This window comes from Sphingomonas sp. GC_Shp_3 (assembly GCF_026540945.1).
In the GTDB taxonomy this organism is placed as follows: domain Bacteria; phylum Pseudomonadota; class Alphaproteobacteria; order Sphingomonadales; family Sphingomonadaceae; genus Sphingomonas.
Map to the genome: position 1 here is coordinate 168,482 of NZ_JALNUT010000003.1, position 15,831 is coordinate 184,312.

Here is a 15,831-nt window from a genome sequence, read left to right on the forward strand (position 1 = left end):
GATCGCCTTCAGCTTCTATCGGGGATGATGATGACAGACGGGGCGTTCTGATGACAGCATCACGCGATGTGAATCGGCATGGCTTGAAGATCGCCTTCTTCTACGAAGGGCTGAAACCCGGCGGCGTCGAGCATATGATCGCCAACCTGTCGCACGAGTTGCTGGCGCGTGGGCACAGCCTGACGCTGATCCTCGCCGGATCGCCGACCGACCAGGATTATCGGGTTGCGCCCGACGTCGACATTCACTGGTTGCGCCACCCGACCAGCAGCGCACGGGGAACGATCGGCCCTCTCGCCAAGCTGCTGCGCGCGGGCAAGTATGATATCGTGCTGAGCGCAATGCCGCAGTTCAACAACGCCGCCGTGCTCGGCCGCATCCTGTCACGCACCAAAGCACGCAACGTGCTGACCGAACGCACCAACCCACAGGCCGACTATGTGCGACTGAAAGGGTGGAAGCAGAAAGCATGGCACAAGGCGGCGGCGATCGCCTACCCCTTCGCCAGCGAAATCGTCGCGGTGTCGGGCGGTCTGGCTGATTCGCTCGCGCGCTTTGCGGGGCTGAACCGCGGCCGCATCACCGTGATCTACAACCCCGCCTATCGCTCGCAGACCTATAGCGATGCCGACATTGCCACCCTCGCGCACCCATGGACCCGCGATGGCAAGGGTCCGGTAATCGTCGGTGCAGGTCGGCTGGTCGAGCAAAAGGACTTCGCAACGCTGATCCACGCGATGGCACAGGTCGAGCAGCAGCCGCCAGTGCGGGCGGTGATTTTGGGCGAAGGGCCGCTACGTACCGATCTTGAGGCGCTGGTCGTGTCGCTTGGTATCGGCGACCGGGTCGCGCTGCCCGGGTTCGTGCCCGACATCAACCCGTCTATCATTGCCAGCGGCTTCTTCGTGCTGAGTTCCGGTTGGGAAGGCTTCGGCAACGTGTTGATCGAGGCGCTCAGCTCTGGTGCCAGTATCGTCACCACCGATTGCCCCGATGGCCCACGCGAGATCGTGGCGGACGGCCGCTTCGGCACGCTGGTCCCCGTCGGCGATGCCACCGCGATGGCGGCAGCAATCACCGAAATGATCCGCAGCCCCGCGCCGCGCGATCGGCAGATCGAGCGCGCGCGCGCGTTCTCGATCCCGATCGCGTGCGACCAGTATGAGGCGGTGTTCCGCCGCGCGCTCGGCGTGCGGGTATGAGCACGGGGCGGACATCGGTCCGTTGGACCGCAGGCGGCAACATCCTGCGGTCGGCACTGATGACGGTGCAACTCCTGATCGTCGCACGCTTCCTCTCGGTTGCCGACTTCGGCCTCGTCATCCTGCTGGTGTCGCTGCTTCAGCTCGCACAGAACATCTCCGACGCCGGACTATCCAGCGCGCTGATCCGTTTTCGCGACGTGACGGAGGACGAGAAGTCGTCGCTATACTGGCTCAACGTATCGGTCGGCGTGGTCATGGCGTTGATGACGGTGGCGTCCTCGCCGTTCATCGCCCGGTTCTACGCGGCGCCTCGGCTTGAGGCGATGTTGTGGATCGGCAGCACCTTGTTCGTCGCCAATGGCTTCTACCTCCAGTTGCGCGTGCTGGCGGAGCGTGATCTGCGCTTCGATACGATCATCAAGGTCGAGGTCGGCTCCTCGGCACTCGGGTTTCTGGTGACGGTCGGGCTCACGGTTGCGAAGGTCGGACCGTTTTCGGTGATCTGGGGTCAGGTCGCAACCTCGATCAGCCTGCTGATCCTGGCGTGGTTGATGCTTGCGCGCGCGTGGCGGCCTAGCCTGCATTTCGCCTGGGCGGACGTGAGGCGGTTCGTTCCCTATGGGCTCGACATGCTGCTGGTCAACGCCGCGATCTCCTTCACCGTTCAGCTCGACCTGCTGATCGCGGGCGTGTTCTTCACCAAGCAGCAGTTCGGCAGCTTCGGTCAGCCGCGCGATTTGAGCATGAAGATCATGACCGCGATCAACCCGGTCATCTCGCGGGTCGGTCTGCCGCTGATGGCGCGGGAGCAGCATGATCCGGTACGCGTCGGCCAAATCTATCTGCGCATGAGCCGCATGTCCTGCTCGGTATGCTTCCCCGTTTACGCGGCGCTCGGCTTGCTCGGTGCCGACGTGCTGCCAGCGGTGCTTGGCGAACGCTGGCGCAGCGCTGGGCTGCTGCTGCCGTACATCTCACTGTGGTTCGCGCTTCGCTCCTCGGTGAATCCGCTCGGCACCTATATGTATGCGCTCGGCAAGAGTCGGGCGGCGCTCTACTACCAGCTCGCCTTTGCAGGGCTGGTCGCGATCGCGGCATGGGCGGGTTCGCGGTACGGGCCGATTGCGCTCTCGCTGGGCATGGCGAGCGTGTATCTCGTTTTTATCGAAGTGGCCTGGGTGGCGATATTGCGGCCGCTGTCGTCGGTCGGTTTTGTCGAATATCATCGCCAGATCCTGGCACCGGGCGTTCCGGTGATCGGCGCGGTGATGGCCGTGTTGCTGGCGCGCCTGTTCGCGGGCGGCGCGCTCCTCGAACGCACCGCCCTTTCCCTCGCAAGCGGCGGCATGGTTTTCATGGTGATGAGCCTTCTGCTCAATCGTGAGGGCGTCGATGAAATCGTCGGACTGGTGCGGAGCAAGACGCGGATTCCGACCGCATGAAACCGTTAGCGATTGCCCTCGCATCGTTGGCCGGACTGGCCGCCGCTGCCACCGCGCAGGCGGAACCGCCAAAGATCGGCGTCTACTATTTCCCGGGCTGGTCAAACGACCCGTTCAACGCGGCGGACAGTTGGCAACGGATCAGGCCTTTTCCCGAGCGTCAGCCCCTGCTCGGCTGGTACGCAGGCAGCAGCCGAGGCACATTGCAGAAGCAGGCCGACATGATGCAGGCCGCGCACCTCGATTATGTGGCGTTCGACTGGTATTACGAGAACGGCAAGGTGCAGCTGGACGGCCCGCTCAAAGCCTATATCGCGCTCAGCACGCCGCGCCCGCAGCTCAGCATCATGTGGGCCAATCACGGCGGTCACACGACGACGCCGGTCTGGCATGCCATCGTGGATATTTGGGCCGGCTACTTCGCCAAGGCCCGGTTCTTTCAGATCGGCGGCGGCAACGTCATCTTCGTGTTCAATGCCCAGCGCTTTGTCGATGACGCAAAAGCCTCCGGCGCGAGCGCGTCAGAATGGACCGACTATGCGCAGGCCGAAATGCGTCGCCGCCACCTGCCGCCGATCTACTTCGTTGCGGGCGTGTTTTCCGGCAATGACACCATCATTCCGATGGCCACCGCGAATGGGTTCTCCTCGATCAGCGCCTACAACATGCACAGCCGCCCAGACAGTCATATCAACGGCAAAGGCTATGCGAATCTGGACGCGCTATATCGCGAGCAGTGGCAGCGGATGGCGCGGTTTACAGGCTTCAAGCCGATCCTTCCGATCACATCGGGTTGGGATCATCGTCCGTGGGGACCGATGCCCGATCGTGACGGTTCGATCCCGACCCCGTCCGAGTTCGAAACACATTTGCGGGCGGCGCGCGAGTTCATGATCGACAGGCGTATCGACGCGGGCGTAATCTGTTGCTGGAACGAATATGGTGAAGGCAGCTTCATCGAGCCGACCAAAAAAGCGGGCGATGCCTTGCTCAACGACGTGAGCGCAACCTTCGGGCATGGATTGCGCCATCGTTGATTACCGTCCCAGGCGTGGTTCTGGTGATCTTCAATGCCGTTTCGCCGAAGGCCGGTATCGGGCTGTATGGCCTTCCGCTCACCTTAGGGTATATGCAGAACACCGGGCTGGAATAGCTGCATCGTACGATGATCGGGACCGCGCCGATTGGCATCGCGTTACCTGCCTACCCACGTCTCCGCTTGTCCCACCGGAGCTCAAAATCCCGCGCGCGCCCGTGAAGCTGTCCGCTTTTTGTACTGATCGGTTTTAAGGCGCTGCTTATCCCCTAGCGCGTCGCCGACCGCCCCGCTAAGGCGCGGCCATGAGCACCAAGACCGCCCCCCCCGCCAAGCATGCGGTCATCGAACACCGCGACCAGTTGATCGCGAGTTTCGCGAAGGGCGAGAAGCCCAAAGACCGTTGGCGGATCGGCACCGAGCACGAGAAGTTCGTCTACGCGCGCTCCGATCATCACGCGCCGAGCTATGACGAGGCAGGCGGCATTCGTGCTCTCCTGATGGGCCTGCAGCGCTTCGGCTGGGAGCCGGTGATCGAGAACGGCAACGTCATCGCGATGACGGGCGCGGACGGCAGCCTCAGCCTCGAACCCGCCGGGCAGTTCGAATTGTCGGGCGCGCCGCTCGACAATCTGCACCAGACCTGCGCCGAGACGGGTCGCCACCTCGAACAGGTCAAGGCGGTCGGCGACGAACTCGGCATCGGCTTCCTCGGGCTCGGCATGTGGCCGGACAAGACCCGTGCCGAGCTGCCGATCATGCCCAAGGGACGCTATGCGATCATGCTGCGCCACATGCCGCGCGTCGGCAGCATGGGGCTGGACATGATGCTGCGCACCTGCACCATCCAGGTCAACCTCGACTATGCGAGCGAGGCGGACATGGTAAAGAAGTTCCGCGTCGGCCTCGCGCTGCAACCGCTCGCCACCGCTCTGTTCGCCAACTCGCCGTTCACGGAAGGGCGGCCCAACGGCATGCTCTCCTACCGCAGCCATATCTGGTCGGACACCGATCCCGCGCGCACCGGCATGTTGCCGTTCGTGTTCGAGGATGGCTTCGGCTACGAGAGGTACGCCGAGTACGCGCTCGATGTGCCGATGTATTTCGTCTACCGCGATGGCAAATATCTCGACGCATCGGGGCTGAACTTCCGCGATTTCCTTAAAGGCGACCTTTCGATCCTGCCCGGCGAGAAGCCTACGCTGGATGACTGGAACGACCACCTTTCCACCGCCTTCCCCGAGGTGCGGCTCAAGACCTTTCTCGAAATGCGCGGCGCGGACGGCGGGCCTTGGAGCCGGATCTGCGCGCTTCCCGCATTGTGGGTCGGGCTGCTGTACGACGACGCCGCCTTGGACGCGGCATGGGATGTGGTGAAGCACTGGACGATGGACGAGCGCGAGGCGCTGCGTTCCTCGGTCCCGAAGCTCGGCCTCGACGCGCCGATCGCTGGCGGGCGCAAACTTCGCGACATCGCGGGCGAGGTGCTCGACATCGCGCATGCCGGCCTGTCGGCGCGCGCGCGCTTCGATGGCGTCGGCAGCAACGAAACCGGCTTCCTCGATCCGCTGCGTGAAGTGGTTCGCAGCGGCAAGGTTCCGGCGGAAGTGCTGCTGGAGAAGTATCACGGCCCGTGGGGCGGCGATGTGTCGCGCGTGTACGAGGATATGACGTTCTGATGGCAGCCACGCTGGTTATTGCTGGCAGCGTGCGACCAACGCGGATTGCCGTGCAGGTGGCGGACTGGGTTGCCGGCATCGGCCGCGCGGGCGGAGGCGCTTTCGAGGTGCTCGATCTGCGCGACTGGCCGCTGCCGATGGATGACGAGCCGGACATGCCGCAGCGCGGAGTTTATGCTCAGCCACACACGCGCGCATGGAGCGCGAAGATCGCGGCCGCGCCCGGCTTTGTGTTTGTCACGCCGCAATACAACTGGGGGTATCCGGCGGCGTTGAAGAACGCGATCGACCATCTGTACCGCGAGTGGGCCGACAAGCCGGCGGTCATCGTCAGCTACGGCGGTCATGGCGGCGGCAAGTGCGGCGCGCAATTGCGCGAGGTTCTGGCCGCCCTGAAGCTGCGTACCGTAGCAACCTGCCCGGAACTTACGCTGCCGCGCGCATTGATCGAGGCGAACACCGGCGAGATCGACGCGACCGAGGTGTTCGCCACACACGTTGGCACGGTCCGCCAGGCGCTGGACGAACTCGCCGCCGCGCTCGCAGCCTAACCGGCGCGGGGCTTTCCGGTCAGTCTGGCGAACAGGCGCGGCACGGCACCGTTACGCGCCATCCATTCCGAATACGCGCGATAGTCCGGGTCCAGCTCAAGGTGACGTTCCTCGGTACGCGCACGCCAATAGTACACGCCCGCCGTCACCGCCATCAGCGCACACGCGCGCACCGCATCGAGCCACGAACCGGTAGTGAGGAACGGCAGCGTGGAGATGACCCAGAACAGGTTCTTGGAAAGGTATGCCGGATGCCGCGTGAACCGGTACGGACCATGCGTCAGAATGCCGCGGTTGGTGAGGTTGGAAAAGCGCAGACCGAACGCCATCGTCGCCCACGCATAGATCGCCGTCAGCGCGACGAGCAGCGCGCCGGTCGCCGCCATCAGGATCGGGTGACCCGCCAACCAGATCGTCCAGCCGTCCGGCCCACGCGTGCCGACATGGTAGTCGAGCACGCCGCCATCGCCCATCAGCACGAAGGGCGGATAACAGATCAACGCGGCCGTCCAGGCCGCCATGAAGGGGTTCGCGCTACGGATATGCGAGTCGAGCGGGCGCAGGGTCAGGATGTAGCCGACGGTCGCGAACGCCACGTCAATGACGAACATAAAGGTGATGAGCCAGTTGGCGAGCGCAACCGGGTCGTGCAGCACCTGCGCGCTATCCCCGCGAATGAAGTCGCCGAACCCCGGTGGCACGATCGCCAACATAAAGGCGAGGAAGAACCCCTTCACAGCCCAGCTACGCAGGTGCGCATAGATCGCCTCGCGCTCGATCGGCTCGGCCAGTCCCATCAACCATGCACCCAATGCCCATGCGCCATCCCTGGGCTCGGTGAGGTGACGATCGATCCACAGCATGTACGGGATCGAGACCACGAACATCACCGGCGCGGCGATGCCGAGACACCACATCGCGAACACATAGTTGCCGTCCCAGTAGAACCGCTCAAGCCCATAGATTATTCCGATCGCGGCCCAGGTCAGCCACAGCCCGGCGAGCTTGGTCAGGCTGATCTCATACGTCTCGCGCAGCGGCTTGGGATTCGACCAGTCGATCCCGGTGGAGGGGTTGCGATGCACCTTATCGACCAGCACGGACCACAGGACCATCGGCAACCCACAGGCTGCAACATTGGCCATGGCGGACAATGGCCCGTCCATTCCGAACGTTCGCGCAATTGCGATCCACACCAGCAGCCCGGCCAGGCCGGCCAGCCCGCACCCGGTGCTGACCGCAGATCGCGGACGGGGATCGGCGGCACGCGCCGCGCGCGACAGAGCGGTATCGTGGAACATGCCGCACGCTGTAGCGCCGCAGTGGTTAGCGACCCGTAAAGCTTGATTGAGGTCTCGGTCGCAGCCGGGCATGACACCCGCCGATTGCCTGCAAGCGAACTGGAACCATCATGGCCGAAGCACCACCCGAATGGAACGCCGCCGCCGTTCGCATCTGGCTGCAAAGCCGGATCGCCGCCGCCCGCAGCGATCAGGTCCTTGCGGAGCGTGGCGGTTACCAGCTTCAGGACGATTGCGACAAGGCCGCCGCCGAGGAGATGGTCTGCACCCTCGTAACCAAGTCTGCGGACACCCAAAGCGCGCTCGCCGACGCGCTACGCGCGCTGCTGGACCGCGACGACTTTATCTGGCGCGGCGTCTACAATGATGCGAAGTTCGATCGCCACGTGCGCGGATACATCCGCAAAGTGGCCAAGATGGCGAAGCTCAATACCGGCTTTGGCAACACCACGCATTATCAGTAACGGCTTTGGCCGCCGCTGGCGCAAGGCATATTGCATCGCGAGTGGCTTGTCGGTATCTGCCAGCGCCACGCGGGTATAGTACAATGGTAGTACAGCAGCCTTCCAAGCTGAATACACGGGTTCGATTCCCGTTACCCGCTCCATCTTTCCAGCCGAGTGATGCCGCATGACCGCCATCTCCTTCCAAGAGGCGCGGGCGGCGATCGTGGCGGCGGGGCGATGGCTCGACGGCAAGGGCTGGGCGCCCGCCACCTCCGGCAATTATTCGGCGCGTCTGGACGACGGCACGTTCGCGGTGACCGTGTCGGGGCGCCACAAGGGGCGCTTGAACGTGGACGACGTGATGCGCGTGTCCGCCGACGGCGTGTCGCTCGACGGGAAGCGGCCTTCGGCCGAAACCGCGCTGCACCTGGCCGTCTACCGGCTGTTCCCCGACATCGGGGCGGTGCTGCACAGCCACTCTCCGATCAGCGTCGGGTTGAGCCGCGCGGTGGCTGGCGACGGCTTCACCTTTGCCGGGCACGAGATGTTGAAGGCGCTGCCCGGCAATGCCACGCACGACGCGTCCGTCACGCTCCCGATCGTCGACAACAGTCAGGATATGGCGGTGATCGATACGGCCGTTACCCCTGCCCTGCTGGTGCCCGGCGCTCCGCCCGCTTATCTGATCCGCAGTCACGGCCTGTACGGCTGGGGCCGCGACATGGCGGAGGCGGAGCGCGTGATCGAGGCGATCGAGTTCATGGTTGCCACCGAACTTGCGACACGGAGTTTCGCTTTGGGGAGAACAGTGGCATGAGTCGATTGCAGGTGTTCGACGAACGCGACGGCACCACTGCATTGCTCGTCAGCACGGATGGTTCGCAGATCGCTACGGAACTGGCAGCGATCGGCGTTCGCTTCGAACGTTGGCCGACGCGCGAGATCGGTGACGCCGCGATCCTCGACGCGTACGCGCCCGAAATCGCGAGATTGCAGTCGGAAGGCGGCTACCAGTCCGTCGATACCGTAGCGATGGCGCCCGACCATCCAGAGCGCGCGGCGCTTCGCGGCAAGTTCCTGTCGGAACACACCCACGGCGAGGATGAGGTGCGCTTCTTCGTCGATGGCGAAGGGCTGTTCACACTGCATGCGCAGGGCAAGGTGTTCAACATGCTGTGCACCCAGGGCGACCTGATTTCCGTCCCGGCCGGAATGCCGCACTGGTTCGACATGGGCGGGCACCCGCGCTTCACCGCGATACGGCTGTTCCGCAACCCGGACGGCTGGATCGCGCGCTTCACCGGCGATGCCATCGCGGACCGTTTCCCCCGGCATGAGCGCGCATCGGCGTGAAGGCGATCCTGACCGATATCGAGGGCACGACGACCAGCCTGTCGTTCGTTGCGGATATCCTGTTCCCTTACGCACGGGAGCGTCTGTCGGCCTATGTCGCTGCACATCCGGCCGAAACCGCGCCGATCCTCGCAGACGTCGCAGCGGCCGAGCCGGGCGATCCCGTCGCGACGTTGCTGCGCTGGATCGATGAGGATCGTAAGGCGACACCGCTCAAAGCCTTGCAAGGCATGATCTGGGCCGACGGGTACGCAAGCGGTGCGTTTACCGGCCACGTCTATGCCGATGCGGCCATCGCGCTGCGGCGCTGGCACGCGCAAGGGACACGGCTTTACGTTTTCTCCTCCGGCTCGGTGGCCGCGCAGAAACTGCTCTTCGCGCATAGTGACGCGGGGGACCTGACGCCCGTGTTCTCCGGCTATTTCGACACCACAACCGGTCCGAAACGGGTAGCGAATTCCTATGCCAAGATCGCCGAGGCAATCGGCGAACCGGTCGGTGCGGTGCTGTTCCTGTCCGACACTTCCGAAGAGATCGCCGCCGCGCGTGCCGCTGGGATGCAGGCGCTGCTGATCGACCGCGTGCATGGCAATGGCGACATCGCCGACTTCAGCACCATCACCATGCCCGCCATCTAATCCCGACCATCGTGCCGCGCGGAGTTGAGAGCCAGACATGATCCTCCAAAACAGCCATCAACGCTCGATCACCCGCACGCAAGACGGCAAAGGCGTGCGCATCCTCGACCAGCGACGGCTGCCGTGGGAGGTCGTGTGGGTGGAACTGCGATCCGCGCAGGCCGCCGAGATCGCGATCCGCGAGATGTGGACGCGCGGCGCGCCGTTGATCGGTGCAACCGCAGCCTACGGGCTCGCGATGGCGCTTGCCGACGATCCCTCCGACGCCAACCTCGACGCTGCGTTCTCGCTGCTGGCCGAGGCGCGCCCAACCGCCGTCAACCTACGCTGGGCGCTGGAGCAGGTTGCGGGAGCGGTCAGCACGCTTGTACCCGCCGACCGTGCCGAGGCTGCATTCACCCGAGCCGACGCGATCTGCGATGAGGATGTGGCGCTTAACAAGGCGATCGGCGAACATGGCCTCACGCTGTTGCGCGATTTGCACGCGAAACATCCCGATCGCCCGCTCAACATCCTTACGCACTGCAACGCCGGCTGGCTGGCTACCGTCGACTACGGCACCGCAACCGCGCCGATCTACCTCGCGCACGATGCCGGCATTCCGGTGCACGTCTGGGTGGACGAAACGCGGCCGCGTAATCAGGGCGCTTTGCTGACCGCGTTCGAGCTTGCCGGTCATGGCGTACCGCACACCGTGATCGCCGATAACGCCGGAGGTCATCTGATGATGCAGGGCCAAGTCGATGCGGTGATCGTCGGTACGGATCGTGTCACCGCCAATGGCGACGTGTGCAACAAGATCGGCACCTATCTCAAAGCGCTGGCAGCCCATGATAACGACGTGCCGTTTTACGTCGCGCTGCCCTATACCACCTACGACGCCGAGACCGCCACGGGCCGCGACATCCCGATCGAGGAGCGCCACGGCGATGAGGTGACGCACGTGGCAGGCGAAGGCGGCACCATTCGAGTCACCGCCTCGGCGGCGGCGAACCCGGCGTTCGACGTGACCCCAGCGCGGCTGGTAAGCGGGTATCTGACCGAAAGGGGCTTGCTGGACCGGATTTAAGCTGGCGCAGCGTGATAGGGTTGCCGAAGCGAGCAGCTGCGCCTGCGACATGCGGTGACCTTGTCACCGAGCGGAAGAAGCTCCTTCGACCTTCCGGGATTTCCCCCGCACGTTCACGCCGTGAACCACCCAGAGCATCGCCCGCCGCGCGAAGGCGATCAGCGTGCCGCCGCCGCCATCTCTGCATTGCGTTTCGCTGAAGCTGCCAGCGTATTACGCAGCAGCATCTTGAGAACGTCTCCCGCGTCGAGCACATTCAGCCCTTCTCGGGTGGAGCCTCCGGGGCTGGCCACCCGGTCTGCCAAGGTCGCGGGCGTCTCGCGTGCCGCGGCAGCCATGATGCCGGCCCCTTCCAGCGTCGCGCGTGCGAGCCGGTCAGCCTGATCCGCCGGCAGCCCCAGCGCCACCCCCGCTTCCGCCAACGCCTCTGCGAAGCGGAACACGAAGGCAGGGCCACAACCAGACAGCGCGGTTACCGCATCGAACAGTGCTTCTTCGCCGATCCACTCGACAAGCCCAAGCGGCTGCATCAGCGTCTCAACCGCGCGCACCGCCTCACTGTCCTCCGCGCCGCCATGCAGCGCGACGACGCCCTTGCCGATCGACACGGGCAGGTTGGGCATCGCTCGCACGACCACCCCCACACCCGGGAAGCGCGCGGCCAATGATGTTTCCTCAACGCCGGCAAGGATCGATACCAGCAGGCGCGGCGCCAATCCCGGCGTGGCCGCGACGAATGCGTCGAGCTGTTGTGGCTTGATCGCGAGCACCAAGGTGTCGGGGGTATAGTCCTCCGACAGCGCGACGACGTGCCGCACGTCTGCGGGTAGGCGGGGCGTTCCGGGATCTAATACCGTTATGGCGTCCGGCGCGATCCCGGCCGCGACCCAGCGCTCCAGCATCGCGCCACCCATGTTGCCAGCCCCGACCAGCAAAATGCGGCCCGGCAATCCGGTGGCGGAGAGGCTCATGCGCCGATCATTTCAAGCTTCACCCTGTGTTTCGGTCATCGCCGCGGCCAACGCATCCTTAGGGTTCTTGCCGCCCCACAGTACGAACTGGAAAACCGGATAGAAACGCTCGCACTCGTCGATCGCGGATTCGACCAGCAGTTCGGCCGCAGCGAGCGACAGCGTACCGCCCTCCCCATCGATCATCGCGGCATGGCGGTAGAGCAGGATGCCACTTGCCGACCAGAGTTCGAAATGACCCACCCAAAGCTGTTCGTTGATGAGGCCGACCGTCTCGTACAAGGCGGCGCGGCGGTCGTCGGTAACGCGTATGTCGGGAAAGGCGAGAAACTGGATGACGCTGTCTTCCTCGCGCCACAACGCCCGCAATTCGTATTGCGTCCAGCTGCCCTTGACCTTGGCGATGACTTCATCGTCCTGCCGCTCATACTCCCAGCCATGGGCCGCGAAATAGCTCTCGAGCATGTCGATGGGGGCGGCGTCGTCGCGTTCGTAGTCGGCTTCGTCGAGCATATCGTCAGCCTTTACGCTGTGCGCCGATGATGCTCAAGCACGGCAACACGACGACTTGTGGACAAGTCAATGCCCACAAGCCGTTCACCATAGTGTTTTCGTCGCGCGAGATCAGGAGACCGCCGATGCGCCAGCCGCCTTGGCTTCGAGCGTGGCGATACGCGCGCGGAGTTCGTCAGCCTCATCGCGGGCAGCCGCCGCCATCGCCTTGACCGCTTCGAATTCATCACGACTGACGAAGTCGAGCCCACCCATGAACTCCTTGGCACGCGCTTTGACGCTGGCCTCCGCCTCGCGGCCGACGCCGGCGAGCGTACCTGCCGCGCTGTTCATGAATTTCACGAAGTCGTCGAAAATCTTGTTGTCGGCCTGCATGATGCGGAACTTTCGTGAAGAAGGATTACAGGTCTATCACTTGGGTACTGCCAGCCGATGGCGCAATGCCCTGCGCATCAGGATTGAGCCGTCCGATCTGCCAGCACAGCACGCCTGCGAAGCTGATCCACACCAGATACGGCACCATCAGCCAGGCTGCCAGCGTGCGGATGCGTCCGAACAGCACTGTAGTCGCGATCGCCGCCACCAGCATCGCCGCTATGATCAGCGTCGCCATACCAATGCGATGCATACCGAAGAAGACCGGCGACCAGATCAGGTTGAGCGCCAACTGCACGACGAAGACCAGGATCGCCGCACCGCGCAGCCGCGACCCGCGCGCATGGATCACCACGGCAAGCGCGACGCCCATAAGGATGTAAAGCGTCGTCCAAACCCATGGAAACACCCAACCCGGCGGGTTTACCGAGGGTTTCGCCAGCATCGCGAACCATCGATTGTCGTCGCCCGCCGGCGCGATCCTCGCGGACACGAAACCGAGCAACAAGATCAGCGGCACCGTGACGATCGCCCAGCGCAGAAACGCCAGCCTCAACTGCTGCTTCGACGCGATCTCACTCAAATCGTCGGTCCTTTCGCCCCTGCTGGGTGAGGGGTTCGTTTATCATTGCGGCCTCGAAACACAATTGCCGCAGCGCGTCATAGTTCCGCGTTGCGGACCGCTTCAGGCCGGCAAATGCCCCGTTATGAGAAACTCGACATTCCCCTCAGGCCCGGTGATCGGGCTTTCCACCACGCCATCGACGTGCCAGCCTTTGCTGGAGAGCCATTCCGCCACCTCTGTGCAAACCCGCGCGTGAATGGCGGGATCGCGCACCACACCACCCTTGCCAACCTCACCGCGCCCCGCCTCGAACTGCGGCTTGATGAGCGCAACCAACCGCGCGCCGGCCCGCGCGAAGCCGAGCGGCACGTCGAGCACCTTGGCGAGACCGATGAAGCTTGCGTCGCAGACGATCAGGTCGACCGCTTCGGGGATGTGCGCAGCGGTCAGGATGCGCGCGCTGGTCTTTTCGTGCACCACTACCCGTCCGTCCTCGCGCAGCCGCCACGCGAGCTGGTTGGTGCCGCTGTCGACCGCATAGACTCTCGCGGCGCCGTTCGTCAGCAGCACGTCGGTGAACCCGCCGGTCGAAGAGCCGACGTCGATCGCCACCACGCCGGTCACGTCGAGCGCGAAATGCTCCAGCGCGTGCGCCAGTTTTATGCCGCCACGCGATACCCACGGATGATCGCGCCCGCGCACGTCGAGAGGTGCGTCATCCGCCACCGCCTGCCCCGGCTTTTCGATCTTGCGCGTGCCGAGGAACACCAGCCCGGCCATGATGAGAGCCTGCGCGCGGGCGCGGCTTTCGGCGAGTCCCCGGTCCACAAGGAGTTGGTCGGCACGGATTTTGGGCATGTCGTCGTTCTAAACACAGCGCTCGACCGATGCAAAATTGTACCGCCGCCGATCGCGATAACAAGACGTGCGCACTCCGTGACGCGCATTCGGTCCTGTCGGTCGAAGCGACCGACGCGGCGCAAACCCTCATCGCAGCTATCATGCGGCCTGAGCCTACATCTGCCGCGTTCAGTCGAGATACAGGTAGCTCGGGTCGAACTCCGCAAAACGCTTGAGCGCGGGCCAGTCGAGGATCTCGACATTGCCTTGTCGAAACTCGATCAGTTTGCGCTCGCGCAATTGGCGAAGCATGCGGTTGGCGTGCACGGCGGTAAGGCCGGATGCGTCTGCGATATCGATCTGGGTAAGCGGCAGCGGGAAGCGCAACCCGTCCGTCAGGTTGACGCGGTCGAGGCGCAGATACATTTCACAGAACAGATGCGCGATCCGTACCGCAGCGGCCCGCGCACCTACTGAGACGATCCACTCCCGATTGATCGCCGCGTCGATCAGCGTCGATCGCCAGAGCAGCTCTGTGATTGTCGCGGAGCGCTGGGTGATCGCACGAATTTCGGCATGCGGGAACAGTGCGACGCGTACCGGCGTCAAGGCAGCAACGCTATGTTCGAGCTGCTTTAGCGGATAGCTGTGCAGATCCACGAAATCGCCCGGCACATGCAGCGCGAGAATCTGCCGCCGGCCCTCTGCGGTGTCTTTATAGCGTTCGATAAACCCTTCGAGCAGCAAGGTGCATTGGCTCAACGGCTCTTGCGGCCGGACGATGACACGCCGCGCTGCGAACTCCACCGTACGCGACACGCTTGCCTCGAGAGCCGCCACATCCGCCGGGGCCAGAACGGGCGTGCGATGCGCCTGCAGAAACAATCGCGTAATCATCGATCCTGAATTCCCCCGCCCCGCCGGAACGTCGACACTGCCGCGCACGTTAGACATTGTCAGAGGTAACGTACATGACCAAGCATCCCGAGCAACTACCGGCAGACGCGACCGCCGAACGAGGCGAAGTGATGATCGACGGGCCTGACGGTTACGTCTTATCCCTCACACCCGAGGCGGCGTTGCATACCGCGCGATCGCTTCGCGCCGCCGCGCGCGAGGCAGAACAACAACGGTCGGAACTCTCTCACTCAGTTGAGACCGATCAAATCGAAGGCGTCAGCGCGGATGAGGCTCGAAAACGCGCCGAGTGAGGGCCGACGATCCTTGGTTACCTTCGGCGGACCGGCTTCAGCATGATCTGCTGAATCCGCCAGGATTTTTGCGTTGCCGATGCGCCGTCCACGTCGCCTGCACGCCGTAACGTTACGGTACCGATTTGATAAACCGGCCTATGGTCCTGCTTGAGCCGCGCGTAGATCTGCACCGGGACCGTGACATACCGCTCGCCCGCACCAGAATCGATCCGCCCCGGCGCGCCGATATTGGCGTGGTACTCGCTATACGCGGCGAACGTGTCCGCGAAATCTGCCGCACTCTGCCGCGAAGCGGCGCCTCCGTCATGCCATAGCAACCAAGCCTGCTTGTACTTCCCTTCGCCGATCAGCGCATAATAGCGCTGAACGACCTGGCCTGCACCCTGCGCGCTATCCGGTGTGAACGGCGCTTCGGAGACCGGCGTACGATCATCGGGCAGTCCACCCGGCGCCCCCGGAGGCGGCGGCGCAAGCGGCTCATCGAGGCCTTCGGGAACGTTGCGGCTGGATGTCGGCGTGGGCGACGGCAGCGGATCGGTATCGTTCGCGGGATCGTCCGGATGATAGGCGTTGATGCTGCTCTGCGCACGCTCGGCCGCGGCATCGATGTCGACGCTGTTATTCACGCCCGGA

The 15,831-nt window shown here is 64.1% G+C and carries 19 protein-coding genes and 1 tRNA gene; 12 read left to right on the plus strand and 8 right to left on the minus strand.

The window, feature by feature from the left end:
• Nucleotides 1-50 precede the first annotated feature (50 nt).
• The 5 genes from OXR00_RS09750 to OXR00_RS09770 all read left to right on the plus strand — a co-directional run bounded on the left by OXR00_RS09750 (nt 51) and on the right by OXR00_RS09770 (nt 5,913).
• Entirely contained in the window at nt 51-1,202 is a 1,152-nt protein-coding gene (locus OXR00_RS09750) for a glycosyltransferase (RefSeq protein WP_267388056.1), read from the plus strand.
• Nucleotides 1,199-2,647, plus strand: a complete 1,449-nt coding sequence (locus OXR00_RS09755) for a lipopolysaccharide biosynthesis protein (protein WP_267388057.1) — start codon at nt 1,199-1,201, stop codon at nt 2,645-2,647. The genes OXR00_RS09750 and OXR00_RS09755 overlap by 4 nt, the downstream gene beginning before the upstream one ends.
• The gene (locus OXR00_RS09760; protein ID WP_267388058.1) at nt 2,644-3,684 is read left to right on the plus strand and encodes a glycoside hydrolase family 99-like domain-containing protein; all 1,041 of its coding nucleotides are present in this window, start codon (nt 2,644-2,646) and stop codon (nt 3,682-3,684) included. Before OXR00_RS09755 ends, OXR00_RS09760 begins: the two co-directional genes overlap by 4 nt.
• A gap of 304 nt (nt 3,685-3,988) precedes the next feature.
• Nucleotides 3,989-5,362, plus strand: coding sequence for a glutamate--cysteine ligase (locus OXR00_RS09765; RefSeq protein WP_267388059.1), 1,374 nt, complete (start codon nt 3,989-3,991; stop codon nt 5,360-5,362).
• Entirely contained in the window at nt 5,362-5,913 is a 552-nt protein-coding gene (locus OXR00_RS09770; protein WP_267388060.1) for an NADPH-dependent FMN reductase, read from the plus strand. Before OXR00_RS09765 ends, OXR00_RS09770 begins: the two co-directional genes overlap by 1 nt.
• Here the strand turns inward: OXR00_RS09770 and OXR00_RS09775 are convergent.
• Nucleotides 5,910-7,214 carry an isoprenylcysteine carboxylmethyltransferase family protein gene (locus OXR00_RS09775; RefSeq protein ID WP_267388061.1) on the minus strand — a complete coding sequence of 435 codons (1,305 nt, stop codon included), beginning with the start codon at nt 7,212-7,214 and terminating at the stop codon, nt 5,910-5,912. The two genes, OXR00_RS09770 and OXR00_RS09775, sit on opposite strands and share 4 nt — an antisense overlap.
• 110 nt (nt 7,215-7,324) lie before the next feature.
• On the opposite strand from OXR00_RS09775, the gene OXR00_RS09780 reads away from it, so the two are divergent.
• From OXR00_RS09780 to mtnA, 6 genes are all read left to right on the plus strand, one after another.
• Nucleotides 7,325-7,678: a hypothetical protein gene (locus tag OXR00_RS09780; protein ID WP_267388062.1), complete on the plus strand. Its 354-nt coding sequence runs from the start codon at nt 7,325-7,327 to the stop codon at nt 7,676-7,678.
• A 69-nt stretch (nt 7,679-7,747) separates the two neighbouring features.
• Nucleotides 7,748-7,821, plus strand: a tRNA-Gly gene (locus OXR00_RS09785).
• Nucleotides 7,822-7,844: 23 nt separating this feature from the next.
• Complete coding sequence (locus tag OXR00_RS09790; protein ID WP_267388063.1) at nt 7,845-8,477, plus strand: methylthioribulose 1-phosphate dehydratase; 633 nt, start codon at nt 7,845-7,847, stop codon at nt 8,475-8,477.
• Nucleotides 8,474-9,013, plus strand: a complete 540-nt coding sequence (locus tag OXR00_RS09795; RefSeq protein WP_267388064.1) for a cupin domain-containing protein — start codon at nt 8,474-8,476, stop codon at nt 9,011-9,013. The genes OXR00_RS09790 and OXR00_RS09795 overlap by 4 nt, the downstream gene beginning before the upstream one ends.
• The gene (mtnC, locus tag OXR00_RS09800; protein WP_267388065.1) at nt 9,010-9,651 is read left to right on the plus strand and encodes an acireductone synthase; all 642 of its coding nucleotides are present in this window, start codon (nt 9,010-9,012) and stop codon (nt 9,649-9,651) included. The genes OXR00_RS09795 and mtnC overlap by 4 nt, the downstream gene beginning before the upstream one ends.
• Nucleotides 9,652-9,688: 37 nt before the next feature.
• Entirely contained in the window at nt 9,689-10,720 is a 1,032-nt protein-coding gene (gene mtnA, locus OXR00_RS09805; RefSeq protein WP_267388066.1) for an S-methyl-5-thioribose-1-phosphate isomerase, read from the plus strand.
• A gap of 158 nt (nt 10,721-10,878) precedes the next feature.
• On the opposite strand, the gene proC is transcribed toward mtnA, so the two are convergent.
• The 6 genes from proC to OXR00_RS09835 form a co-directional block, all read right to left on the minus strand.
• Complete coding sequence (gene proC, locus OXR00_RS09810; protein ID WP_267388067.1) at nt 10,879-11,691, minus strand: pyrroline-5-carboxylate reductase; 813 nt, start codon at nt 11,689-11,691, stop codon at nt 10,879-10,881.
• Nucleotides 11,692-11,703: 12 nt separating this feature from the next.
• The gene (locus tag OXR00_RS09815; RefSeq protein WP_242149515.1) at nt 11,704-12,204 is read right to left on the minus strand and encodes a YbjN domain-containing protein; all 501 of its coding nucleotides are present in this window, start codon (nt 12,202-12,204) and stop codon (nt 11,704-11,706) included.
• A 111-nt stretch (nt 12,205-12,315) separates the two neighbouring features.
• Nucleotides 12,316-12,579 (minus strand): accessory factor UbiK family protein, encoded by a 264-nt coding sequence (locus OXR00_RS09820; protein ID WP_242149512.1) that lies wholly within the window; start codon nt 12,577-12,579, stop codon nt 12,316-12,318.
• Between the two features lie 25 nt (nt 12,580-12,604).
• Entirely contained in the window at nt 12,605-13,162 is a 558-nt protein-coding gene (locus OXR00_RS09825; protein WP_267388068.1) for a TspO/MBR family protein, read from the minus strand.
• Between the two features lie 102 nt (nt 13,163-13,264).
• On the minus strand, nt 13,265-14,002 hold the full coding sequence (locus OXR00_RS09830) for a TlyA family RNA methyltransferase (protein WP_267388069.1): 738 nt from the start codon (nt 14,000-14,002) through the stop codon (nt 13,265-13,267).
• 171 nt (nt 14,003-14,173) lie between these two features.
• Complete coding sequence (locus OXR00_RS09835) at nt 14,174-14,881, minus strand: Crp/Fnr family transcriptional regulator (RefSeq protein WP_267388070.1); 708 nt, start codon at nt 14,879-14,881, stop codon at nt 14,174-14,176.
• 74 nt (nt 14,882-14,955) lie between these two features.
• Here OXR00_RS09835 and OXR00_RS09840 point away from each other — a divergent pair, with 74 nt between their 5' ends.
• Nucleotides 14,956-15,195: a hypothetical protein gene (locus OXR00_RS09840; RefSeq protein ID WP_267388071.1), complete on the plus strand. Its 240-nt coding sequence runs from the start codon at nt 14,956-14,958 to the stop codon at nt 15,193-15,195.
• 17 nt (nt 15,196-15,212) lie between these two features.
• Here OXR00_RS09840 and OXR00_RS09845 read toward each other — a convergent pair whose 3' ends face one another.
• Entirely contained in the window at nt 15,213-15,824 is a 612-nt protein-coding gene (locus tag OXR00_RS09845; protein WP_267388072.1) for a hypothetical protein, read from the minus strand.
• Between the last annotated feature and the right edge of the window lie 7 nt (nt 15,825-15,831).

Coding starts and splice junctions, on each gene's coding strand:
- proC (WP_267388067.1), bottom strand. CDS start 11,691: ATGAGCCTCTCCGCCACCGGATTGCCGGGCCGCATTTTGCTGGTCGGG.
- OXR00_RS09780 (WP_267388062.1), top strand. CDS start 7,325: ATGGCCGAAGCACCACCCGAATGGAACGCCGCCGCCGTTCGCATCTGG.
- mtnA (WP_267388066.1), top strand. CDS start 9,689: ATGATCCTCCAAAACAGCCATCAACGCTCGATCACCCGCACGCAAGAC.
- OXR00_RS09820 (WP_242149512.1), bottom strand. CDS start 12,579: ATGCAGGCCGACAACAAGATTTTCGACGACTTCGTGAAATTCATGAAC.
- OXR00_RS09790 (WP_267388063.1), top strand. CDS start 7,845: ATGACCGCCATCTCCTTCCAAGAGGCGCGGGCGGCGATCGTGGCGGCG.
- OXR00_RS09830 (WP_267388069.1), bottom strand. CDS start 14,002: ATGCCCAAAATCCGTGCCGACCAACTCCTTGTGGACCGGGGACTCGCC.
- OXR00_RS09770 (WP_267388060.1), top strand. CDS start 5,362: ATGGCAGCCACGCTGGTTATTGCTGGCAGCGTGCGACCAACGCGGATT.
- OXR00_RS09795 (WP_267388064.1), top strand. CDS start 8,474: ATGAGTCGATTGCAGGTGTTCGACGAACGCGACGGCACCACTGCATTG.
- OXR00_RS09750 (WP_267388056.1), top strand. CDS start 51: ATGACAGCATCACGCGATGTGAATCGGCATGGCTTGAAGATCGCCTTC.
- OXR00_RS09760 (WP_267388058.1), top strand. CDS start 2,644: ATGAAACCGTTAGCGATTGCCCTCGCATCGTTGGCCGGACTGGCCGCC.
- OXR00_RS09755 (WP_267388057.1), top strand. CDS start 1,199: ATGAGCACGGGGCGGACATCGGTCCGTTGGACCGCAGGCGGCAACATC.
- OXR00_RS09815 (WP_242149515.1), bottom strand. CDS start 12,204: ATGCTCGACGAAGCCGACTACGAACGCGACGACGCCGCCCCCATCGAC.
- OXR00_RS09765 (WP_267388059.1), top strand. CDS start 3,989: ATGAGCACCAAGACCGCCCCCCCCGCCAAGCATGCGGTCATCGAACAC.
- OXR00_RS09775 (WP_267388061.1), bottom strand. CDS start 7,214: ATGTTCCACGATACCGCTCTGTCGCGCGCGGCGCGTGCCGCCGATCCC.
- OXR00_RS09835 (WP_267388070.1), bottom strand. CDS start 14,881: ATGATTACGCGATTGTTTCTGCAGGCGCATCGCACGCCCGTTCTGGCC.
- OXR00_RS09840 (WP_267388071.1), top strand. CDS start 14,956: ATGACCAAGCATCCCGAGCAACTACCGGCAGACGCGACCGCCGAACGA.